Consider the following 21,545-nt stretch of genomic DNA (forward strand, 5'->3'; position numbering starts at 1 on the left):
GCTCAGGCCGGGCTGGCCTCGGTGGCGACGGCCTTTTCGGACACGGCGGTCTCGGCGGCCGTTTCCCCGGACAGGCGGCGCATCAGGGCGGCGTATCCCACCGCCGCCACCGTCCCGACGACCGCGCACAGCCCCCACAGCCATTCCGCCCCGAACCGATCGATGACGAAACCGGACATAAGGGGCGCCACGAGGGCGGCGAGGGACCAGGACAGGGTGTACATGCCCTGGTAGCGGCCGCGGCCGTGGGCGGGGGAGAGGCGGACGACGAGCCCGGTCTGGGTGGGCGCGTTGATCATCTCGCCCAGGGTCCACACACAGACGGTGAGGGCGAAGAGGCCGACGGACCCGGCGAAGGCGGTGAGCCCGAAGCCGTATCCCGCCAGCAGGGACGAGGCCACGAGGAGTCGCCGGGGATCCCGGTCCTGGATGAACCGGGTCACCGGGATCTGCAGCGCGACGATCAGGACGCCGTTCAGGGCGATGGCCAGGCCGTAGTCGGCGGGCGTGAACCCGGCCTCGCCCATCGCGACGGGCAGCCCGATGGAACCCTGCTGGAAGATCACGGCGACCAGGAAGGACAGCCCCACGACACTCATGAACCGCCGGTCGCGCAGGACGGTGCCGAGGCCGACGTCGTCGCTCACCTGTGTGGTCCGTGGTGCGGCGGGCCGGGACTCGGGCAGCTTGGCGAAGACGAGGACCGCGCAGACGGCGGTCATCCCGGCCTCGATCAGGAAGCCCGCGAGATAGCTGTACTCGGCGATGAACCCGGCGGCCATGGAGGAGACGGCGAAACCGAGGTTGATGGCCCAGTAGTTGAGGGAGAAGGCCCTGACCCGGTCCTCGGGCCGCACGATGTCGGCCATCATCGCCTGCACGGCCGGCCGGGAGGCGTTCGAGGCCATGCCCACCAGGAACGCGACGGCGGCGATGGCGACGGGGTGGTGCATGAAGCCGAGCAGCGCGACGGAGGCGGCGGTGGCGGACTGCGCGACGAGCAGTGTGGGCCGCCGTCCGAGCCGGTCGGTCATCACCCCTGCCCCGATCGACGACACGACTCCGCCCAGCCCGTGCAGTGAGGCGACGAGACCGGCGTAGGAGGCGGAGTAGCCGCGGTCGAGGGTGAGGTAGAGGGCCATGAAGGTGGCGACGAAGGCACCCAGCCGGTTGACGAGGGTGCTGGTCCACAGCCACCAGAACTCGCGGGGGAGCCCGGAGACGGTCTCGCGGGTGGCGCGTCTCAAGGTGGCGAGTGGCATGGACGGTCCCCCGTATGTAAGTGGCTCAGATAGTGAGCACAACTTACGAAGGCGAGGTGGCGGCGGGCCACTCAATTAACAGATCCCGTCAACCGTCCGTCTGTCGAGCGGGCTCCACCCGGATGGGAGGCGTGGATTACGCTCATACGCATGGCCGACGCACCGTACAAGCTGATCCTCCTCCGCCACGGCGAGAGCGAATGGAACGCGAAGAACCTGTTCACCGGCTGGGTGGACGTCAACCTCAACGAGAAGGGCGAGAAGGAGGCAGTCCGCGGCGGCGAACTCCTGAAGGACGCCGACCTCCTGCCCGACGTGGTCCACACGTCCCTCCAGAAGCGCGCGATCCGCACCGCCCAGCTGGCGCTGGAGTCCGCGGACCGCCACTGGATCCCGGTCCACCGCTCCTGGCGCCTGAACGAGCGCCACTACGGCGCCCTCCAGGGCAAGGACAAGGCCCAGACCCTCGCGGAGTTCGGCGAGGAGCAGTTCATGCTGTGGCGCCGCTCCTACGACACCCCGCCGCCCCCGCTGTCGGACGACTCCGAGTTCTCCCAGGCGTCGGACCCGCGCTACGCCACGATCCCCCCGGAGCTCCGCCCCCGCACGGAGTGCCTGAAGGACGTCGTCGTCCGCATGCTCCCGTACTGGTACGACGGCATCGTCCCGGACCTCCTGGCGGGCCGCACGGTCCTGGTCGCGGCCCACGGCAACAGCCTCCGCGCCCTGGTCAAGCACCTCGACGGCATCTCCGACGCCGACATCGCGGGCCTGAACATCCCGACGGGCATCCCGCTGTACTACGAACTCGACGCGTCCTTCAACCCGGTCACCCCGGGCGGCAAGTACCTGGACCCGGAGGCGGCCGCGGCGGCCATCGAGGCGGTCAAGAATCAGGGCAAGAAGAAGTAACCCAGCCGCTTTGAGCCCCCTGCCTGCGGTTTTCGCGCGGGTAGGGGGCTCGCTGCTGCGCTGGGGCCGTCTCTGGGCCGCAACACCTAGATATTGTGGGCCAGGACGTTGTTGACAGGGGAATCCTTCTCCGAATGGTCTGCGCGCTCGCGGGCGTCGACGATTTCATCCCAGTGCTCGGCAGTCCACGCGTAGACGTTCAGGAGGACGGCGAGGAGGCTTTGCCCGAGTGGGGTGAGGCGGTAGCCGGTGAAGTCCGTGTCGGCGTCGCGGGTGACAAAGCCGTCGCGGTCGAGTGACCGCAGTGCTCGGGTGAGCTCCTTCGGGCTCGTCCTCGGCAGCGCCCTGCGCAGCTCGTTGAACGGCTGAGCCCCCTCACCGAGCAAACGCATGATCAAGGGTGCCCACTTGTTCTGCATCCGGATCGGCAGCATCGAAGAGGGACAAAGTTCGTCAAACGTCTCAGGTGAGAGCCGGCTCATAGTCCAAGGGTAGGTATCCAATCGGTAACCGGAGGCCCGCCTAGCGTGGAGCCCATGATGACGATGGTGATCTTCGGGGCAGGCGGGAAGACCGGCAGCAGCACAGTGGCCGAGGCGGCCCAACGAGGGCACAGCGTGACCCCGTTGAGAAGTGCGGACGCGGACATCACCGACCCGCAAGCGGTGGCACGTGCCGCGTCAGGTCACGCTGTCGCGATCGCCGCCGTGGCGCCCGCCGAGGCCGACCCGGGAGACTTCTTCCGCGCCGCGGCACACGGCCTGGTGGCCGGGCTGCAGGAGGCGGGAGTCACCCGGCTGGTCTGGGTGAGCATCGCCTCGCTGCTGCCTGATGCCTCAGGAGTCCCGCCCGTCGACACCGACGGCTTTCCGGCGGAGTACCGACCGTTCTCGCTGGGGCACCGCACCGCGCTGGCGACGTTCAAGGCATCTGGTCTGCAGTGGACAGCGGTGAGCCCCGCGGGAGACTTCGCCCCGCACGGAGCGCCCGCCGTCGGGTACGCCCTCACCAAGGTCGGCGACCTGACCACGCGAATCACCCATGCTGACCATGCCCGGGCGCTCGTCGATTTGGCTGAGCAATCCCGCTTGCGCGGAGCGCATCTCGGTGTGGTCCCCCAGTCTCCCGGCGCGGCGGGATCCGTTGCTGGCAGGGCGGGCCGTCGGTGACCCATCGCAACGCGCCTCTGTCGCCCGAGGGCCGCCGTCGTCTGATCGAACGCTGCGCGAGCCGACCGATCGCCCACGTGGCAGCCGAGATGGGGATCTCGCGGGCGTGCGCCTCCAGTGGGTGAACCGCTACCGTCGCCACGGTGAGCTCGGCTTGCTGGACCGTTCCTCAACACCCAAGCAACAGCGCATGGCGACGGCCACTGACCTGATGATCATGGTGAGGCAGAGGCCATTGCTTCATACGTCACTGGCGCGCCCGAGGAGTTCCTTTACGCCGTTGCCCGGCTCGCCCTCGGTGACGAGGACACACGCGCCGAGTTGGAGGGAGAGCCGCAGGTCTACCGATGGTTCTTCCGCAGAGACGGATCTGTGGTCGATGTCCGCCTGGTCCTCGCCGACGATGCCCAGGCTCCGGACAGCTCGGGGCTGCTGAGCAGGGGGACTGGCGATGAGCATGTACTTCGACATCGGTGACGAGACGCTGTGGAACCCGTCGAGCGGTGCCGGCCGCCTCTTCCTGCGGCAGATCGAGGTCTTTGAGGCGGAGCTCAAGTTGCCCTCGGGAATCGGCCAGGGACAGTATTGGGGCGACCCGGACACACTCGAGGTCGATCCGGCCGTATACGCGGAGTTCGTACGAGGCCTGGTCGCCTGGCACTGCCGGACGGGGCACTCCGTGATCCTCGCGCTCTCGGAGGGGTTCGTGGCGACGGCGGTCGCGCTCGCGCGGCGCGCGGGAATCGAGGTGGAGATGCCCGAACCGGTGCCCGGCCGTGTTGTGGCGTCCAGCATGACGTGCAGGTTCCCGGCAGTCCACGGACCGTCCGCGCTGCACACGCGGGCGCGGGAGATGGACCGCTGGATGGCCTGCTGAGCCGGTGAGCCCAAGACTGCTCCTTGCCGACCCAACACCCTGGCCCAGCTTGCCGTTCCTGCCTCTTGCCCCCCAACTGAGAGGTCCTTTAAGCCTCGCGACAGCCGCCTGCTGAGGACGTTGGGCCGAACTCCTAAAGCGGTGGCTCCCTGACAACCAGCGGCAGCGGCCAGCCGGCGCAGGCCAGCAGTGCGCTGCCGTCCTCGGTGAGAAAGAGCAGGGTGGTCCATGTCCGATCGGCAGAATCGATCAGCCCTGTGCGCACGGGCCGGCCATGTTCCCGGATGAGCTGCACTGCTCGTTCCAGCCCAAGAGGTTCGAGTCCGTGCATCCGCATGCGCTGAAGACGTCGCTTGAAGACTCCGGCATGCTGGCCTGCGGGTTGTGCCCGATCTCCCACCCAGTAGGTGGCGCCGCTGCGGAGGGTGGTCAGAGCTATCACGGAAGCCTCGTCATCACCGGCCAACAGCAGCTCCAGCACATGCCGTTCCATGGTCACCCCCCCCGTTTGGGTCTTGCGGTAAAGCAGCCAGGTACCGCCACCCCAGCACTGCCCCAGCACGGTAGCGCCCCTCCGGGCCCGCCCAGGGGCCCGGGCCGTCACGGACCGATCCGGCTATAGCTACGGATCAGATGAGCCCACGATCGACCGTTGAGTGGTGAGTGTCCAACTGCGTGACAACGCCGACGGACAACGGCGGACGAGCGGGAACGGCTCCGAACCGTCAGCGCAGGTGAGGTGCCCACCAGCCCAAGGCAGCGCCCCCACCCAAGTTGCTTCGGGACAAAGAGGTCATCGTGCAACCTGCCACCTACCCCTTCCGCGCCGCCACGCCTTGCTCTAGTCGACGGCCGACAAAGTGGCTCAGGCCAGCGAGGGCACAGCGAGGCATACGCTCTGCCCCCTCCCAGAACTGGCCGTCGCCTCGATCTGCCACCCGGTTACGCGTCGTCTCCTTCGCCAGGCGCCGGGGCGCCGGTGCCGTTCTCCCTATCTGGCCCGGACGCCGGCGCAGCGGTGGTGTCGCTGCCGCGAGCGCGCACCTTGGAGTAGAGCTGGGTTCCGGCGATGCTCACACCGGCGACGGCGGCGCCGCCGATGAGAGCGCCCTGCCAGCGGTAGAAAGCCCGTAGTGCTGCAGGCCCGCCTCGTTTTGCGGCTTCCTTGGTCAGTTCCGTATAGACGCTGGTCACGCTTTACCTCGCGTTGCTTCACTCATCCAGGGACAGACCAATATTCGCAGTGCTGGCCCTGAACTGTCGGGCAGTTCAGCAACTCCTGCCGACTCACGGCGCACTCACTTCCCGACACGACGGCCGTACGCGGCCGCGGCACCGATCGCGGGCCCGACCCGGCTGATCGCGCCCGACGCAGGGCTTGCGGGAGCGGCGGGTCCAAGATGACGCCCTGGCTGGTCTCGGGGATCAGGCCGTAGATCAGGACGCATAAGGCGTCGATGAACGCCAGAACGCTCACCGGCAGCGTGACTGACGCAGGTGGGGGGCGAAGCGAGGCATGCGCGCGCAGTCGATCGACACCCCTGCCGTCGTGGCTGACTGTCGTCGGCTGAGGTTCAGACGGGGCGTGTCGAAGGTCCCGGCTGTCGGTCGAGCGCGCCGAAGCTGGGCCGTCTCTGGGCCGTCCGAGGTTGCTCAACAGTGGCCAATGACGACCAACGACGACGACCGGGCGCACGAGCCCACCGTCCCTGAGCAGCAAAAACGCAGGTCACCAAGATCCCCGGCAACACCCAGGGCAAGAAGAAGTAACCCCACCCGATTCGCGGCCCCCGTCAAACCGACAACGGCACCGCGTGGATCTCGTCCGCCTTGTGTCCCGCCCGTTCGTGGACGCGCTGGACCGCCTCCGCCGACGGTGCCTCCGAGAGGCAGTACACGAGGCCGGCCTCGGGGTCCGCCCAGGCGCGCTCGAAGTGCACGCTCTCGTCCTTCTCTATCGCCAGGTCGGCCCGGTGGGCCTCCATCAGCTGGTCGGCCGTGATGCCCTGCATCCCTCGGTGTACGTCCATGAACTGAGCCATGGCCTCCACCTTCCTGCCGTCCCCGAGCCGTACGGTCGCCCCCCGTCCCTCTCCTTCATGCTCCCCCTCTCCACCCACCCGGTCGACCCGAAGCCACGAGGGGCCCCGGTGTCACCCGGGGCCCCTCGTGGTCGTACGAGATCCAGCCGTACCAACTTCAGCCGCACTGGCACGGATTGCCCGACTGACACCCGCACCCGCAGCCCGAGCCGCAGCCGCACGCGCCGATGACCGTCAGGGTCCTGATCGCGGCGGGCTGCTCGGTCGGACGTTCCTGCGTGGGGTCGGACTGGGGGGTGCTGGGGGATTCGGCCATGGGTCCCTCCTCAAGGCGAGGGCCAGAACGTCCCGACTGTCGGACCAGGCCCTGTACCCATTGCATGCCCGCTCCCCTGGGCGCATCAACGGCGCACGGAGGCTTGCGCACACCCCGAACGGGACCCGGCACACCCCGGGAACAGTCCGGGAGAGGTCAGGCCCCCTCCACTCCCGTCACCGGCTGGATGTCCTGCTGGAGGTCGTCCGCGTGCTCACCCGTCACCAGGTACACCACCCGCTTGGCGACCGACACGGCGTGGTCGGCGAACCGCTCGTAGTACCGGCCGAGCAGCGTCACGTCGACCGCCGTCTCGATGCCGTGCTTCCACTTGTCGTCCAGCAGGTGCTGGAAGAGGGTGCGGTGCAGCAGGTCCATCTCGTCGTCGTCCTGCTCCAGCTGGAGCGCGAGGTCGACGTCCTTGGTGACGATGACCTCGGCGGCCTTCGCCATCAGACGCTGGGCGAGCTGGCCCATCTCCAGGATGGTCGCGTGCAGGTCGTTCGGGATCGCACGCTCCGGGAAGCGCAGCCGGGCCAGCTTCGCCACGTGCTGGGCCAGGTCGCCGGAACGCTCCAGGTCGGCCGACATGCGCAGCGAGGTGACGACGATACGGAGGTCCGTCGCCACCGGCTGCTGCCGGGCGAGCAGCGCTATCGCCCGGGCCTCCAGGTCGTGCTGGAGGTCGTCCACCTTCTGGTCGGCCTCGATCACGCTCTCGGCCAGCTTCAGGTCGGAGTCGAGGATGGCCGTCGTGGCGCGTCCGATCGCCGAGCCGACCAGCCGGGCCATCTCCACCAGACCGTCGCCGATCGAATCAAGTTCCTCGTGGTACGCGTCCCGCATCAGGGTTCCCTCTCGTACGTCATTCCTGTGGGTTCCAGGGGCCAAAACCGGCCGTGAAACCGGTGCTGCGTACCCCACGCTCCCACGTTCGGCCCTGTACGCGTCCGTTTCCGCCCTCCCAAATGAACCAATACTGGCTCCAAGGTGAACTCTGGGCGACGAGTGTTCGAGCTCGCACTCGGACGGCTGTGGCCAGGACCGATCCCATGCCTAACCTGGGGGCATGGACGTGAACGCGGCGGTCGCCGCAGCGGCAGCGATCGCCGGTGTGCTCACCGGTGTCATCGCCATGCTGGCGTTCCGCTGGAGCGAGCGGGAACAGAAACGCCCCACCCGCACCTCCCTGCACACGGACCCGGTGCTTCCGCCGGGCGTGGACACCGTCCTCTCCGTGCTCCGCTCCTCGGCCGTGGTCCTCGACGAGGCCGACGCCGTGGTCAAGGCCAGCTCCGCCGCGTACGCCCTCGGGCTGGTCCGCGGCGGCAAGCTCTCCGTGGAGCCGATGCTCCAGATGGCCAGGGACACCAGGAGGGACGGGGAGATACGGCAGGTCGAGCTGGATCTCCCCAGGCGGGGGACCGGACGCGGCGAGGCACTCGCGGTCTCCGCGCGGGTCGCGCCCCTCGGCTCCCGGCTGGTGCTGCTGCTCGTGGAGGACCTCACCGAGGCCCGGCGGATCGAAGCGGTACGACGCGACTTCGTCGCGAACGTCAGCCATGAGCTCAAGACCCCCGTCGGCGCGCTCTCCCTCCTGTCCGAGGCCGTCATGGACGCCTCGGAGGACCCGGAGGCCGTGGAGCGCTTCGCCGGCCGGATGCAGATCGAGGCCACCCGCCTGACCAGCCTGGTCCAGGAGCTCATCGACCTCTCCCGGGTGCAGAACGACGACCCGCTGGAGGACGCCGAGCCGGTCCGCGTGGACGAGCTGGTCGCCGAGGCCATCGACCGGTGCCGGCACCAGGCGGGCACCAAGCAGATCACCATGGCCGCCGCCGGTGCGGCCGAGCTGCGCGTCTGGGGCAACCGCGGCCAGCTCGCCGCCGCTCTCGGCAACCTCGTCGAGAACGCCGTCAACTACTCGCCCGCCCGCACCCGGGTCGGCATAGCCGCCCGCCGGGTGTCCGTGCCGAGCGGCGACCTGATCGAGGTCGCGGTCACGGACCAGGGCATCGGCATCTCCGACAAGGACAAGGAGCGCATCTTCGAGCGCTTCTACCGCGTCGACCCGGCCCGCTCCCGCCAGACCGGCGGTACCGGACTCGGTCTCGCGATCGTCAAGCACGTGGCCGCCTCGCACGGCGGGGAGGTCACGGTGTGGAGTTCTGAGGGACAGGGCTCCACGTTCACCCTCAGGCTGCCGGAGGCGGGCGCGGCCCGCGACCGCGCGCTCCAGCACCCCGACCTCGACGACGAGGACGGGCCCACTCCCGAGTCGGCTTCTTACGACCCGCTTCCCGCCCCGGAGGTCCTTCCGTGACCCGAGTGCTCGTCGTCGAGGACGAGGAGTCCTTCTCCGACGCCCTTTCGTACATGCTCCGCAAGGAGGGCTTCGAGGTCGCTGTCGCGACCACGGGCCCCGACGGACTCGACGAGTTCGAGCGCAACGGCGCCGACCTCGTCCTCCTCGACCTGATGCTGCCGGGCCTGCCCGGCACCGAGGTCTGCCGCCAGCTGCGCGGCCGCTCCAACGTCCCCGTCATCATGGTGACCGCCAAGGACAGCGAGATCGACAAGGTCGTCGGCCTGGAAATAGGAGCCGATGACTATGTCACCAAGCCGTTCTCCTCGCGCGAGCTGGTCGCCCGCATCCGCGCCGTCCTGCGCCGCCGCGGCGAGCCCGAGGAGGTCACCCCGGCCGCCCTGGAGGCCGGTCCGGTCCGCATGGACGTGGACCGCCACGTGGTCACGGTCTCCGGCTCCAAGGTCGACCTGCCTCTCAAGGAGTTCGACCTGCTGGAGATGCTGCTGCGCAACGCCGGCCGCGTCCTGACCCGTATGCAGCTCATCGACCGCGTCTGGGGCGCCGACTACGTCGGCGACACCAAGACCCTCGACGTCCACGTCAAGCGCCTGCGCGCCAAGATCGAGCCGGACCCGGGCGCGCCCAGGTACCTGGTGACGGTGCGGGGTCTCGGCTACAAGTTCGAGCCGTAAAGAGGAACGCCTCACATACGCCGAAGGGCGGGACCTCCTCGGAGGGCCCGCCCTTCGGCGTAGGACGATCCTGTACGGCCGCTCAGTGGCTCGCGGCCGACTCGGTGGCCGTCGTGCTCGCGGACGCCGCGTCGGTCGGCGTGCCGGAGCCGCTCGGCGTGGCCGAGCCGCCCGGGGTCGCGGAGCCGGTCGGCTTCGGCGAGGTCTGCGGCGCCGACGGGACGGCGGTCGGGCCCCACTTGGTGAAGTAGCTGTCGGCCGGGACCACGAAGGCACGCAGGCTCACGGCACCGGTCGTGCTGAAGGTGAAGGTGACCTTCTGGGCGTTGCCGTCCTTGACGCTCTCGCCGATCTCGGCCACCGCCGCGGAGGCGTTGCCCTTGCCGCCCAGGATCACGGAGCCGTGCGCCGGGACGGTCACCTTGCCCTTGCCCTTGGCGGGCGTGATCTCGGCGCTGCCGCCGCCCTCGACGCTCACGGCGTCCAGCGTCTGGGCGGTGCCGGTGGTGTTGAAGAGGGTGGCGGAGACCACGGCGGGGCCCTTGGTCTCGCCCGAGGCCTCGGTGGCGGGCTGGGTGATGACCACGACGTTCTGGAGACTGATGCCGCCGACGGTGGTCTCCGCGTTGTCCGGCTTGACCTCCAGCGTCTGGGCGTTGGTTCCGGCCGCGCACGCGGAGAGCGCGGTGGCCGAGAACGCGATGGCGGCGGCGGCGAGGACGCCGCGTCGAAGGCTGCTGCTCACGGCGGCGGCAACTCCTTGACTTGAGCGAGGCGGCCGTAAAGCCGCGCTAAGTGTCTGTCAGCGGCCTCAGGTTACCGAGCCGTTCCCGCCGGGCCGCACCCGACCCTCCCCAAGAGGCGTATCTCTCCGGTCACTCCGGTTCACGCGTGACTCGTCAGTCACTTCCGCCCCGCACTCCGGCGCTCGTCCGGCATTCACATAAGAGTCTTCGGCATCCAGTAGCAAAACTTCCGTGAAGGAATGCGCGATCGCCCCCGGAATTGATCACCGGCTGATCCGTCCGGCTCGTGTGATCAATTCCTGAATCGACGCGGAACCGACTCCTGGCTCCGAACGGAGTAGCGTAAGTCGCACATGTGGAACCGGACATTTGGGGACGTTAGCCCGTCTGGAAGGGCTTCCGGATGTGTGTAACGCACGCGTTTCACCTCCCCCGGAGAGCCGCTCCGACCTGCGAATACCTTCTTCCGCTCGGCCCGCGCAGCACGTTCCTGTTGCTGTTGTCAAGCCCCGAGATATGCCCTGACCTGCGAAAACGCCATTCAGAACCCGCAGTTTCCGTGTTACCCTGGATAGCCACGGAAGGGGTACCTGTCACATGACGTTCAAGGTTGGCGACACCGTGGTCTATCCCCATCACGGGGCCGCGCTGATCGAGGCTATCGAAACTCGCCAGATCAAAGGCGTGGACAAGACCTACTTGGTTCTGAAGGTCGCCCAGGGTGACCTGACGGTGCGTGTGCCAGCGGACAATGCGGAGTTCGTCGGCGTGCGTGATGTGGTCGGTCAGGATGGGCTGGACCGGGTCTTCGAGGTGCTGCGCGCACCGTACGCCGAGGAGCCCACGAACTGGTCCCGTCGATACAAGGCAAACCTGGAGAAGCTCGCCTCCGGCGATGTCATCAAGGTCGCGGAAGTCGTGCGCGACCTGTGGCGTCGTGAGCGCGAGCGCGGACTCTCCGCAGGTGAGAAGCGCATGCTCGCCAAGGCTCGGCAGATCCTGGTGAGCGAGCTCGCCCTCGCGGAGAACACGAACGAGGACAAGGCCGAGGCGCTGCTCGACGAGGTTCTCGCGTCCTGAGCGGTCCCTGTGCAGGCACCTTGCCCGCTCAGCTCAGCACACACTGAATCCGAATTGCCGCACTGAAATGCCGCGGTGCCCGATGACGCAACAGCTGTCGCCGGGCGCTGCGGCATGTCTGTCTCCGGATGCTCCGGATGCCGGACCTACGACGCCCCGTAGTGACGTACGCGTGTTCCTCTCGGAGAAAGATCCCCCGATACTAGGCGTGCCGGGCCCGGGCAGCTGGCTCGACCGGTGTCACGGAAGGGTCCGGTCAAGGCGTCGCGCCCGGCACGCTGTCTCCGTACCCACGTTGGCCGAGCACACAAACCTGACAGGAACCGATGTCTGACGTTTCGCGCCCTTCGCCCGCCGAAGCACGTGCGGAAGCCCGCACTGCGGTGGTGATTCCGGCCGCCGGAAGGGGCGTACGCCTCGGTCCGGGCGCCCCCAAAGCGCTCCGCGCGCTGAACGGCACCCCCATGCTGATCCACGCGGTCCGCGCGATGGCCGCGTCCCGTGCCGTCTCCCTGGTCGTCGTCGTGGCCCCGCCCGACGGCGCCGGCGAGGTCAAGTCGCTCCTCGACGCCCACGCGCTGCCCGAGCGGACGGACTTCCTCGTCGTCCCGGGCGGTGACTCCCGTCAGGAATCGGTCCGGCTCGGCCTCGACGCCCTGCCCCCCGACTTCGGCATCGTCCTGGTCCATGACGCGGCCCGCCCGCTCGTCCCGGTCGACACGGTCGACGCGGTCATCGAGGCCGTACGGGAGGGCGCGCCCGCCGTCGTCCCGGCGCTGCCCCTCGCGGACACCGTGAAGGAGGTCGAGCCGGCGACCGCCCCCGGCGCGCCGGAGCCGGTGGTGGCGACCCCGGTCCGCGCGCGCCTGCGTGCCGTACAGACACCGCAGGGCTTCGACCGGGCGACCCTGATCCGCGCCCACGAGACGGTCACCGAGGACGTCACGGACGACGCGAGCATGGTCGAGCAGCTGGGCCTCACGGTCATGGTCGTGCCCGGCCACGAGGAGGCCTTCAAGGTGACCCGCCCGCTGGACCTGGTCCTCGCGGAGGCGGTTCTGGCCCGCAGGAGGCTCAACGATGGCTTCTGAGTCCGTGTTGCCGCAGGTCGGCATCGGCACCGACATCCACGCCTTCGAGGAGGGCCGCGAGCTGTGGTGCGCGGGCCTGAAGTGGGAAGGCGAGGGCACCGGCCTGGCCGGCCACTCCGACGCGGACGTCGTCGCCCACGCCGCGTGCAACGCGCTCTTCTCCGCGGCCGGCCTCGGTGACCTGGGACAGCACTTCGGCACCGGCCGCCCCGAGTGGTCGGGTGCATCCGGTGTCACCCTGTTGACGGAGGCGGCCCGGATCGTGCGCGCGGCGGGCTTCCGGATCGGCAACATCGCCGTACAGGTGGTGGGGCCGCGGCCGAAGATCGGCAAGCGCAGGGACGAGGCGCAGAAAATCCTGTCGGAGGCGGCGGGAGCCCCGGTGTCGGTCTCGGGGGCGACCACGGACGGTCTCGGCTTCCCGGGACGCGGTGAGGGTCTGATGGCGGTCGCGACGGCCTTGGTCGTCAGGGAAGGGTGACAAGTGGCCGTAAGGGAAGGGTGACAAAAGGACTGCTCCACGCATCCCCTTCGGCCCACTACCCTAGGTCCCGTGACTATTCGCCTGTACGACACCAACGCCCGGCAGATCCGTGACTTCACCCCGCTCACGCCGGGCTGTGTCTCGATCTACCTGTGTGGCGCCACGGTGCAGGCGGCCCCGCACATCGGCCACATCCGCTCCGGCCTGAACTTCGACATCATGCGCCGCTGGTTCGCGTACCGCGGCTACGACGTCACGTTCATCCGCAACGTCACCGACATCGACGACAAGATCATCGTCAAGGCGGCCGAGCAGAAGCGCCCCTGGTGGTCGATCGGGTACGACAACGAGCGCGCGTTCAACGACGGCTACACCGCCCTCGGCTGCCTCCCGCCCACCTACGAGCCACGTGCCACCGGGCACGTGACCGAGATGGTCGAGATGATGCAGGGCCTCATCGAGCGCGGCCACGCCTACGAGTCCGACGGCAACGTCTACTTCGACGTGCGCTCCTTCCCGGGCTACCTGGAGCTGTCGCGGCAGGAGCTGGACAACCTGCTCCAGCCGTCCGGCGACGGCGAGACCGGCAAGCGGGACCCGCGCGACTTCGCCATGTGGAAGTCCGCCAAGCCCGGTGAGCCGACCTGGTCGACGCCGTGGGGTCCCGGCCGCCCCGGCTGGCACCTGGAGTGCTCGGCGATGGCCCACAAGTACCTGGGCACCGCCTTCGACATCCACGGCGGCGGCCTCGACCTGATCTTCCCGCACCACGAGAACGAGATCGCCCAGGCCAAGGCCTTCGGCGACGACTTCGCGCAGTACTGGGTGCACAACGCCTGGGTGACCATGGCCGGCGACAAGATGTCCAAGTCGCTGGGCAACTCGGTGCTCGTGTCCGAGATGGTCAAGGAGTGGCGGCCGATCGTGCTGCGCTACTACCTCGGCACCCCCCACTACCGTTCGATGATCGAGTACAGCGAGGACGCCCTGCGCGAGGCCGAGTCGGCGTTCGCGCGGATCGAGGGCTTCGTGCAGCGGGTGGTCGAGAAGGCCGGTCCCGTGGAGCCCGCCGCCGAGGTGCCGCCCGCGTTCGCCGAGGCCATGGACGACGACCTGGGCGTCCCCCAGGCGCTCGCCGTCGTGCACACCACCGTCCGGCAGGGCAACAGCGCCCTCGCGGCCGACGACAAGGAAGCCGCGGTGGCCCGCCTCGCCGAGGTGCGCGCCATGCTCGGCGTCCTCGGACTCGACCCGCTCGACGGGCAGTGGGCCGGTGAGACCGACCGCGGCGACGACCTGCACGGTGTCGTCGACAGCCTCGTACGCCTGGTCCTCGACCAGCGGGAGGCGGCCCGCGCCCGCAAGGACTGGGCCACCGCGGACGCCATCCGCGACCAGCTCGGCCAGTCGGGACTGACCATCGAGGACGGTCCGCAGGGACCGCGCTGGACGCTGGGTCCCCGCTAGCCCCTTTCTTGATCGATTGTGCCGCCCGGCCCTCCGGGCGGCACACTGCATAGACGTACGAACATTCCACCGACGCAGACACTCACGTAGAACAGGTAGGTCATGGCAGCCAACAACCGCCGCATGTCCGGCAAGAAGGGCGCGCAGGTCGGCAGTGGCGGCCAGCGACGCAGGGGCCTGGAGGGCAAGGGGCCGACCCCGCCCGCCGAGATGCGCAAGGGCCACAAGAAGAACCGTGTCGCCAACGCCAAGGCGAAGCAGGCGGTACGCCGTCCCGTGGCGCGCGGCCGGGGCGGCAAGGGCACCTCGGAGATGGTCGTCGGCCGCAACCCCGTCGTCGAGGCGCTGCGCGAGGGCGTGCCCGCGGTGACGCTGTACGTCCAGCAGTTCATCGACAACGACGAACGCGTGCGCGAGGCACTCCAGCTCGTCGCCGACCGGGGCGGCGTCCACCTCATGGAGGCCCCCCGTCCCGAGCTCGACCGTATGACCAACGGGCTCAACCACCAGGGCCTGGTCCTCCAGGTCCCGCCGTACGAGTACGCCCACCCCGAGGACCTCGCGGGCGCCGCCTACGACGAGGGGCAGGATCCGCTGATCGTGGCCCTCGACGGCGTGACCGACCCGCGCAACCTGGGTGCCGCCGTACGCTCCGTGTCCGCCTTCGGCGGCCACGGTGTCCTCGTGCCCGAACGGCGCGCGGCCGGCATGACCGCCGGTGCGTGGAAGTCGTCCGCCGGTACGGCCGCCCGCACCCCTGTCGCCCGCTGCACCAACCTGACGCGCGCGCTGGAGGCGTACAAGAAGCAGGGCATCGCGGTCGTCGGCCTCGCCGCCGACGGCGAGCACGAGGTCGGCGAGCTGGAAGCCCTCGGCGGCCCCGTCGTCATCGTGGTCGGCAGCGAGGGCAAGGGCCTGTCCCGCCTGGTCGGCGAGACCTGCGACTTCCGGGTGCGGATCCCGATGCCGGGCGGTGCCGAGTCGCTGAACGCCGGTGTGGCGGCGGGAATCGTGCTGTACGAGGCGGCTCGTCGGCGGGCCTGAACGGCTGTTCGGCGCGGTCCCCCACATGGGGTGTTCCTGGCGTACGGGGCAAGCTTGACGGGGTCCGGACAGATCCGGCGAGTCAAAGCAGTGTCCTAAGCACACGTCACTCGGTTAGATGAGTGTGGACACCAGAACACCCCGCACACCCACGGGGGGCCGCTCGTCGGGATTCGATACCGGGCTCGATGACGCTCCCGCGCTGAGCATGGTGAAGGTGCCGAGCGATCCGGCGCAGATCATCGTCAACCACGCCAGTTTCCGCGTCCAGTTGGGCGCCTCGACCCGGCGTGCTGCTCAATCCCCGCGGATCGCACGGCACTTGAGCGCCACCGAGGACACCGCACGCATCCCGGCCGTCGGCGGGGCGCCCGCCGCGGGGCGCCGCCGGCCCGTCGTGTGGAGCGGCAGGTCCGCCCCCGACGACACCGGCGCCCACCGCCTGCTCCAGGCCGTGCGAGGCGGCAGCGTCGGCCATGCCGAGCCGCCCGCCGCGGACGCCGGAGCCACCCAGGTCATCCCCCGCATCGACGTCGACCACGGCTACCAGGCCGACTACGGCGGCGAGTTGGCCCAGACCATGGCGGCCCCGGTCGTCGGCGCCCAACGCACAGGCGACGGCACCCGACTCCTGCCCCACATGCGCACACCCGGCAGCGCGTACGACGAACCCCCCTACGAGGGCGAGGAGTTCGACGACAGCTTCGACGAGACTCCCGCCGACCGCGCCACGAGGCGGCAGAACGACGAAGCCGCGCGGCACGCCTACTACCCGGGCCGCCGGATGAACCTGGGCGTCGTCCTCCTCCCGCTCCGCATCTTCCTCGGCTTCATCTCCATCTACGCCGGCATGGGCAAACTCTGCGACCCCGTCTACTTCGACGGCGGCAAACGCGGCTCCATGGTCAAGTGGCTCAACACCCTGCATCCGTGGGAAGTGGCCGAACCACTGCGCCAGTTCGCCCTCCAGCACCCCGTCGGCTCCGGCCTCGTCATCGCCTTCCTCCAGGTCATCGTGGGCGTCCTCACGATCCTGGGCTGCTGGCAGCGCGTCGCCGCGGTCGTCGGCGCAGGCCTGTCCGCCGCGCTCCTCGTCACCGTCAGCTGGAAGAGCGTCCCCGCCTACGACACCCCCGACATCATCTTCCTCGCCGCCTGGTCCCCGCTGATCATCGCCGGCGCCCCCGTCTACTCCATCGACGGCCGCCTCGCGGGCAGCGCCTGGCGCCGCCTCGGACCCCTCTCCGACATCTGGGAGCTGCGCCGCTACGTCCTGCGCCGCGGCGCCCTCATCACCGCCATCGCCACCGGCCTCACCCTCCTGATCGGCTCCGTCCTCGGCGGAGCCGTCCGGGACGCCGACCGCGTGATCGTGCCTGGCCCCGGCGAGGCCCCGCGCAACGAACTGCCCGGCTCCCCGCTCCCGCAGGACTCCGCCAAGGCCCGCAAGAAGAGCCCGTCGGCGTCCACCTCGCCGAGCCAGGGCGCCACCAGCGGCCCGTCCGCCGGCACCTCGGCCGCCCCCGGCGCCACCCACGGCACCGGCGCCACCGCCGGTGGCTCGCCCAGCCAGACCCAGGGCACCACGGGCCAGACCTCGCCCCGGCAGTCCTCCCCGGCCCAGCAGGCCCCCAGCACCACATCGGGCCCGACCGGAGGCACAGGCACCTCCGGCGGTTCAACAGGCGGCTCGGACACAGGAGGCTCCTCCTCCGGCGAACCGGGCCTGGTGGGCGGCCTGTTGGGGTAGGCGGGCCGGTGGGCGGCGTACTGGGCAACCCCACCGGCTGAGAGATCTGGGCCCACGAGAAGGTCCCGCACCCATGGAGGTGCGGGACCTTCTCGGCGTAGACGCCTCTATAGACGACGCCTCTACCGACGACCCCTCTATCGACCGAGCGCCGCCAGTTCCTTCGCCGCCTCGGTCAGATCCTTCGCCGTGTCGATGGCCCGCCAGTACGACCCCTGCGGGATCGGGAACCCGGCCAGCCGCAGCTCACGCGCAAGCGTGGGAAACGTCGTCCGCTCATGATCCCCCCGCTCGGGCAGCAGATCGGCGAACCCGGGCGAGAACACGTACACACCCGCGTTGATCTCGAACGTCGACGGCGGCGCCTCGATGAAGTCGGTAATGTGCCCGAACCCGTCGGTCTGCACCGCCCCCCACGGAATCCGCGGCCGCGCCAGCGCGAGCGTCGCGACCGCATCGCGCTCGGTGTGGAAGTCCGCCATGTCCCGCAGCGAGAACCGGGTCCAGATGTCACCGTTCGTCGCGTACCACGCCCGGTCCGGGTGCGGCAGATGTGCGGCCGCGTACTTCAGACCGCCACCGCGCCCGAGCGGCTCCGTCTCGATGACCGTCTGGACGCGCACCGGCAGCTCGGCCGTCTTCAGCCAGTCCTGCAGCACCTCGGCGAGGTGCCCACAGCTGACCACGACGTCCGTCACGCCCTCCTCGGCGAGCCAGACAAGCTGATGGCCGATGATCGGAGTCCCCGTACCGGGGATCTCGACCATCGGCTTGGGCCGGTCGTCGGTGTACGGACGCAGCCGGGAACCCTGGCCGCCGGCCAGGATCACGGCCTGGGTGGGACGGGACGCGGCGTTCGGATCGGTCATGACCGGAACTCTACGGCGCGCCCCTTCCCCGACCTCGGTCGGCATCTCCTCTCACGGAGTCAGCTGTGCGCGGCCGCCACACCCGTCGCGAAGGACGTGTCGCAGACCGGGCGGGCGTACGACTGCGCGCGCGTGGGGCCGTACACACGGACCGCCGCGCGGCCCAGGGCCTTCGCGATGGACACGCAGTGCCTGGCGAGCGACGGACGCTCGTTCACGGCCTCCTGGAGGTGCGTGAGGGCGGTGCCCGGGTCCTTCTCCTGGAGCTCGGTCAGGAGTTGCTCGCGCAGGACGTCCTGCGGCGCGAGGTGCGCGCTGCGCGGCTTGCTGTCCGAGACCGAGGCGTCCGCGGCGGTGAGCACCGAGGAGCTCGAGGGATCCCCCGCCCAGTTGACTCGGGTGACCGCGAGGGTCCCGGAGAGCACCAGGACGACCGGCAGGACAAGGGCGAGGGAGCGGCCGATACGGCGGGCGGGGCCCCGGCCGCGTCGCGTCTGTTGGTTAGTGGTGTGCTTCACGCGTGTGAGGGTAGCGTGCGGTAATGATTTGGCGACATTTAGTCACCGGTTCGGGGGATGAGATGGTGCCGATTTTTGGGTAGGGCGTTGACGCACACTGCTCGAAATGACCGGTCTGCCGGGGTATTTGTCGACAGCCCCCAAACGCGAGAAGGGCCCCGCAGCTGGTCTGCGGAGCCCTCTTCGTCAACCCGGGTGAATCGTTGCCGTACGTCCTCAGTCGGTGAGGCGCTCGCCCGTGGAGGTCGAGAACACGTGGGTCTCGCCCGGACGCGGCACGACGTGCAGCGTGGCACCCTTCTCCGGGACCGCGCGGCCGCTGACGCGGACGACCAGGTCCTTCAGCTCGCCGTCGACCTTGGCGGAGCCGTAGACGTAACCGTCGGCGCCGAGCTCCTCGACGACGTTCACGGAGACCGCGAGACCGGCCGGGGCGTCCTCGGTGTCCTTGGAGAGGGCCGAGGCGGCGGCACCGTTGTGCTCGACGATGTCGAAGTGCTCGGGGCGGACACCCACGGTCACCGTGGTGTCACCCTTGTCGGAGGCGGCCTTGAGAGCCTCGCGGTTGACGGGCACCACGCTGTTGCCGAACTTCACACCGCCGTCGGTGATCGGGACCTCGACGAGGTTCATCGCCGGGGAGCCGATGAAGCCGGCGACGAAGAGGTTCGCCGGGCGGTCGTACATGTTGCGCGGGGAGTCGACCTGCTGGAGCAGACCGTCCTTGAGTACGGCCACACGGTCGCCCATCGTCATGGCCTCGACCTGGTCGTGGGTGACGTAGACGGTGGTGATGCCGAGACGGCGCTGGAGCGAGGCGATCTGCGTACGCGTCGACACACGGAGCTTGGCGTCCAGGTTGGACAGCGGCTCGTCCATGAGGAAGACCTGGGGCTCACGCACGATGGCGCGGCCCATCGCGACACGCTGGCGCTGACCACCGGAGAGGGCCTTCGGCTTGCGGTCCAGGTACTCGGTGAGGTCGAGGATCTTCGCGGCCTCCTCGACCTTCTGCCGGATCTCCGCCTTGTTGATGCCGGCGATCTTGAGCGCGAAGCCCATGTTGTCGGCGACCGTCATGTGCGGGTAGAGCGCGTAGTTCTGGAACACCATGGCGATGTCCCGGTCCTTCGGCGGCAGGTGCGTCACGTCGCGGTCACCGATGCGGATGGCGCCGCCGTTGACGTCCTCGAGCCCCGCCAGCATGCGGAGCGAGGTGGACTTGCCACAGCCGGACGGGCCGACCAGGACGAGGAACTCGCCGTCCTCGATGTGGATGTCGAGACCGTCGACGGCGGGCTTCGTGGAACCCGGGTAAATGCGGGTCGCCTTGTCGAACGAAACAGTGGCCATGGCTCAGAGGCCCCCTTCTACCGGCAGGAACGTGCCGGACGATCCGTTGTAGGAAGGTGGTGGTGTAGTCCACACGAGTGGACTGGCTCAGGACGGTACCCGGCGTTCAGGCGTATGTCAGTACCTGGCGGACTGTGAACTTCGCGGAAACTTTCGAATGGGGCAGAGCATCGCACTTTTGACCTTGCTGTTCGGCTTCCTGCTTCATCGTCCACAGCCGGCCACACACAGCCCTGGTGAGCTGCGTCTGACCGGTCTCAGGCCCGGCTCCAAGCGCTACCGCCGGGCCACCGAGAAGCCGGTCGTCTTCCGCTCCCAGGGTGCGCAGCCCTACGACGACCGGATGCTGTCTTGGCAGATCCCCGGCCGAACGGTGTCGATCTGGACCACCGGCGGGCGGGTCAAGAGCGTGGCGTTCACCGCCTCTGCGGAGCAGCTGGCCACCCTGGCCCTGTACCGCAAGGGTGAGTCCGACCTGCTGGAGCGGGACGGCATGTGGTTCCTGAACGCCACCTGCGACGTGCCCGAAGCACCCTTGAACACCGAGCCGGTGGACTTTCTCGGGATCGACCTGGGCATCGTGAACATCGCCACCACCTCGGACGCTGAGATCCTGGCCGGGCGCGAGCTCAACCGGATCCGGGTCCGCGAGCGCGGCCTGCGTAAGAAGCTGCAGAGGAAGGACACCCCGTCCGCCAAGCGCCGGCTGAAGAAGCGGCGGCGCAAGGAGGCGAGGCGGGCGAAGGACATCAATCACAAGATCGCGAAACATGTGGTGGCCGAGGCGGAACGCACCGGTCGTGGGATCGCCCTGGAGGATCTGACGGGCATCCGTGAGCGGGTACGGCTTCGCAAGCCCCAACGGGCCACCCACTCCAGCTGGTCTTTCCATCAGCTGGGGCAGTTCATCGCGTACAAGGCCCGCCGGGCGGGGGTGCCGGTGGTGCACGTCGATCCGGCGTACACCTCCCGCACCTGCGCCGAATGCGGCCACATCGACAAGGCGAACCGGGTCTCCCAGGCCTGGTTCGCCTGCCGGAGCTGCGGATTCGTTGATCACGCAGACCGCAACAGCTCCCGCAACATCCGCGCCAGAGCGTGGGAGTTGTGGCGACGCGGGGCCCAGTCAACGGCCCCTGCAACACCCCGAACATCTCGGGGTGGGGCTGGACGCAAACGCAGCACCACCGCCAGTGATGCCCGTTGTGCAAGCCCCGCGCTTTAGCGCTGGGTAGTTGACCGGAGTCGCCTTGCGGCGCTCGCCGATGTCGAGGACCTCGCGTTTGACGCGCTCGGTCTCTGTCTCCCCCACGGCCCCTCCCTGACGATCCGATCTTCGGATAGCACGTCAGCTCGATCAACGAACGGGTGCACGGATGGTTACGCACGGTTTTGGGAGCGTGTGGCGTGCCGAACTTCGTGGCTAGAGGAAACGAGCGCTGTGTACAGTGGAGCCGCCTTCGCGTACGGCGTTCTGGTACGCGGCGCCTCCTTAGCTCAGCTGGAACGAGCAGCTCACTTGTAATGAGCAGGTCGTCGGTTCGAATCCGACAGGGGGCTCTGTA

General features: G+C 69.2%; 24 protein-coding genes, 1 tRNA gene and 1 pseudogene. 14 read left to right on the forward strand and 12 right to left on the reverse strand.

Annotated elements, in window-relative coordinates:
- Positions 1–2 precede the first annotated feature (2 nt).
- A complete protein-coding gene (locus OG841_RS25335) occupies positions 3–1,262 on the reverse strand; it encodes an MDR family MFS transporter (protein WP_371566897.1) in 1,260 nt (419 codons plus the stop codon).
- A 150-nt stretch (positions 1,263–1,412) separates the two neighbouring features.
- On the opposite strand from OG841_RS25335, the gene OG841_RS25340 reads away from it, so the two are divergent.
- Positions 1,413–2,174, forward strand: coding sequence for a phosphoglyceromutase (locus OG841_RS25340; RefSeq protein ID WP_328639389.1), 762 nt, complete (start codon positions 1,413–1,415; stop codon positions 2,172–2,174).
- An 86-nt stretch (positions 2,175–2,260) separates the two neighbouring features.
- On the opposite strand, the gene OG841_RS25345 is transcribed toward OG841_RS25340, so the two are convergent.
- Positions 2,261–2,656 (reverse strand): winged helix-turn-helix transcriptional regulator, encoded by a 396-nt coding sequence (locus OG841_RS25345; protein WP_371566898.1) that lies wholly within the window; start codon positions 2,654–2,656, stop codon positions 2,261–2,263.
- Positions 2,657–2,710: 54 nt separating this feature from the next.
- Between OG841_RS25345 and OG841_RS25350 the strand changes: the two genes are divergently transcribed.
- On the forward strand, positions 2,711–3,343 hold the full coding sequence (locus OG841_RS25350; protein ID WP_371566899.1) for an NAD(P)-dependent oxidoreductase: 633 nt from the start codon (positions 2,711–2,713) through the stop codon (positions 3,341–3,343).
- Positions 3,340–3,566: pseudogene (locus OG841_RS25355) on the forward strand (helix-turn-helix domain-containing protein); the annotation flags it as partial. The gene OG841_RS25350 and the pseudogene OG841_RS25355, both read left to right, overlap by 4 nt.
- A 17-nt stretch (positions 3,567–3,583) precedes the next feature.
- Here OG841_RS25355 and OG841_RS25360 read toward each other — a convergent pair.
- Positions 3,584–3,814 carry a hypothetical protein gene (locus OG841_RS25360; RefSeq protein ID WP_371571068.1) on the reverse strand — a complete coding sequence of 77 codons (231 nt, stop codon included), beginning with the start codon at positions 3,812–3,814 and terminating at the stop codon, positions 3,584–3,586.
- On the opposite strand from OG841_RS25360, the gene OG841_RS25365 reads away from it, so the two are divergent.
- Positions 3,795–4,220, forward strand: a complete 426-nt coding sequence (locus OG841_RS25365; RefSeq protein ID WP_371566900.1) for a DUF6086 family protein — start codon at positions 3,795–3,797, stop codon at positions 4,218–4,220. The genes OG841_RS25360 and OG841_RS25365 overlap by 20 nt on opposite strands.
- 133 nt (positions 4,221–4,353) lie before the next feature.
- Here the strand turns inward: OG841_RS25365 and OG841_RS25370 are convergent, their stop codons facing one another.
- The 5 genes from OG841_RS25370 to phoU all read right to left on the reverse strand — a co-directional run bounded on the left by OG841_RS25370 (position 4,354) and on the right by phoU (position 7,424).
- Positions 4,354–4,713, reverse strand: a complete 360-nt coding sequence (locus OG841_RS25370; RefSeq protein WP_371566901.1) for a hypothetical protein — start codon at positions 4,711–4,713, stop codon at positions 4,354–4,356.
- 449 nt (positions 4,714–5,162) lie between these two features.
- Entirely contained in the window at positions 5,163–5,414 is a 252-nt protein-coding gene (locus OG841_RS25375; RefSeq protein WP_371566902.1) for a hypothetical protein, read from the reverse strand.
- Positions 5,415–6,013: 599 nt separating this feature from the next.
- Positions 6,014–6,262 (reverse strand): SCO4226 family nickel-binding protein, encoded by a 249-nt coding sequence (locus OG841_RS25380; RefSeq protein ID WP_328639388.1) that lies wholly within the window; start codon positions 6,260–6,262, stop codon positions 6,014–6,016.
- Positions 6,263–6,419: 157 nt separating this feature from the next.
- Positions 6,420–6,578 (reverse strand): hypothetical protein, encoded by a 159-nt coding sequence (locus OG841_RS25385; protein WP_328639387.1) that lies wholly within the window; start codon positions 6,576–6,578, stop codon positions 6,420–6,422.
- 156 nt (positions 6,579–6,734) lie between these two features.
- Positions 6,735–7,424 carry a phosphate signaling complex protein PhoU gene (gene phoU, locus OG841_RS25390; RefSeq protein ID WP_266563049.1) on the reverse strand — a complete coding sequence of 230 codons (690 nt, stop codon included), beginning with the start codon at positions 7,422–7,424 and terminating at the stop codon, positions 6,735–6,737.
- 223 nt (positions 7,425–7,647) lie between these two features.
- On the opposite strand from phoU, the gene OG841_RS25395 reads away from it, so the two are divergent.
- Both OG841_RS25395 and OG841_RS25400 read left to right on the forward strand, forming a co-directional pair.
- Complete coding sequence (locus OG841_RS25395) at positions 7,648–8,901, forward strand: sensor histidine kinase (RefSeq protein WP_057608683.1); 1,254 nt, start codon at positions 7,648–7,650, stop codon at positions 8,899–8,901.
- Positions 8,898–9,578 carry a response regulator transcription factor gene (locus tag OG841_RS25400; protein ID WP_015659563.1) on the forward strand — a complete coding sequence of 227 codons (681 nt, stop codon included), beginning with the start codon at positions 8,898–8,900 and terminating at the stop codon, positions 9,576–9,578. The genes OG841_RS25395 and OG841_RS25400 overlap by 4 nt, the downstream gene beginning before the upstream one ends.
- Positions 9,579–9,660: 82 nt before the next feature.
- Here the strand turns inward: OG841_RS25400 and OG841_RS25405 are convergent, their stop codons facing one another.
- Positions 9,661–10,323: a DUF461 domain-containing protein gene (locus OG841_RS25405; RefSeq protein WP_328639386.1), complete on the reverse strand. Its 663-nt coding sequence runs from the start codon at positions 10,321–10,323 to the stop codon at positions 9,661–9,663.
- 598 nt (positions 10,324–10,921) lie between these two features.
- On the opposite strand from OG841_RS25405, the gene OG841_RS25410 reads away from it, so the two are divergent.
- The 6 genes from OG841_RS25410 (at position 10,922) to OG841_RS25435 (ending at position 17,240) form a co-directional block, all read left to right on the forward strand.
- Positions 10,922–11,404, forward strand: a complete 483-nt coding sequence (locus OG841_RS25410; RefSeq protein ID WP_003953493.1) for a CarD family transcriptional regulator — start codon at positions 10,922–10,924, stop codon at positions 11,402–11,404.
- Positions 11,405–11,730: 326 nt separating this feature from the next.
- Positions 11,731–12,495 (forward strand): 2-C-methyl-D-erythritol 4-phosphate cytidylyltransferase, encoded by a 765-nt coding sequence (ispD, locus tag OG841_RS25415; RefSeq protein WP_266563052.1) that lies wholly within the window; start codon positions 11,731–11,733, stop codon positions 12,493–12,495.
- Positions 12,485–12,976 carry a 2-C-methyl-D-erythritol 2,4-cyclodiphosphate synthase gene (gene ispF, locus OG841_RS25420; RefSeq protein ID WP_057608680.1) on the forward strand — a complete coding sequence of 164 codons (492 nt, stop codon included), beginning with the start codon at positions 12,485–12,487 and terminating at the stop codon, positions 12,974–12,976. The genes ispD and ispF overlap by 11 nt, the downstream gene beginning before the upstream one ends.
- 72 nt (positions 12,977–13,048) lie before the next feature.
- Complete coding sequence (gene cysS, locus OG841_RS25425; RefSeq protein WP_328639385.1) at positions 13,049–14,446, forward strand: cysteine--tRNA ligase; 1,398 nt, start codon at positions 13,049–13,051, stop codon at positions 14,444–14,446.
- Positions 14,447–14,548: 102 nt separating this feature from the next.
- Complete coding sequence (gene rlmB / locus OG841_RS25430; RefSeq protein ID WP_069764972.1) at positions 14,549–15,490, forward strand: 23S rRNA (guanosine(2251)-2'-O)-methyltransferase RlmB; 942 nt, start codon at positions 14,549–14,551, stop codon at positions 15,488–15,490.
- 118 nt (positions 15,491–15,608) lie between these two features.
- The gene (locus OG841_RS25435) at positions 15,609–17,240 is read left to right on the forward strand and encodes a DoxX family protein (RefSeq protein ID WP_328639384.1); all 1,632 of its coding nucleotides are present in this window, start codon (positions 15,609–15,611) and stop codon (positions 17,238–17,240) included.
- A 137-nt stretch (positions 17,241–17,377) separates the two neighbouring features.
- On the opposite strand, the gene OG841_RS25440 is transcribed toward OG841_RS25435, so the two are convergent.
- From OG841_RS25440 to OG841_RS25450, 3 genes are all read right to left on the reverse strand, one after another.
- The gene (locus OG841_RS25440; RefSeq protein ID WP_328639383.1) at positions 17,378–18,109 is read right to left on the reverse strand and encodes a nucleotidyltransferase family protein; all 732 of its coding nucleotides are present in this window, start codon (positions 18,107–18,109) and stop codon (positions 17,378–17,380) included.
- Positions 18,110–18,168: 59 nt separating this feature from the next.
- Positions 18,169–18,627 (reverse strand): hypothetical protein, encoded by a 459-nt coding sequence (locus tag OG841_RS25445; protein ID WP_328639382.1) that lies wholly within the window; start codon positions 18,625–18,627, stop codon positions 18,169–18,171.
- 216 nt (positions 18,628–18,843) lie between these two features.
- On the reverse strand, positions 18,844–19,980 hold the full coding sequence (locus OG841_RS25450; protein WP_020122889.1) for an ABC transporter ATP-binding protein: 1,137 nt from the start codon (positions 19,978–19,980) through the stop codon (positions 18,844–18,846).
- Between the two features lie 199 nt (positions 19,981–20,179).
- Between OG841_RS25450 and OG841_RS25455 the strand changes: the two genes are divergently transcribed.
- Positions 20,180–21,205 carry an RNA-guided endonuclease InsQ/TnpB family protein gene (locus OG841_RS25455; RefSeq protein WP_328643577.1) on the forward strand — a complete coding sequence of 342 codons (1,026 nt, stop codon included), beginning with the start codon at positions 20,180–20,182 and terminating at the stop codon, positions 21,203–21,205.
- Between the two features lie 261 nt (positions 21,206–21,466).
- Positions 21,467–21,540: transfer RNA gene (locus tag OG841_RS25460), tRNA-Thr, on the forward strand.
- Positions 21,541–21,545: the final 5 nt, after the last annotated feature.

It is taken from the genome of Streptomyces canus (assembly GCF_041435015.1).
Classification (GTDB): domain Bacteria; phylum Actinomycetota; class Actinomycetes; order Streptomycetales; family Streptomycetaceae; genus Streptomyces; species Streptomyces canus_G.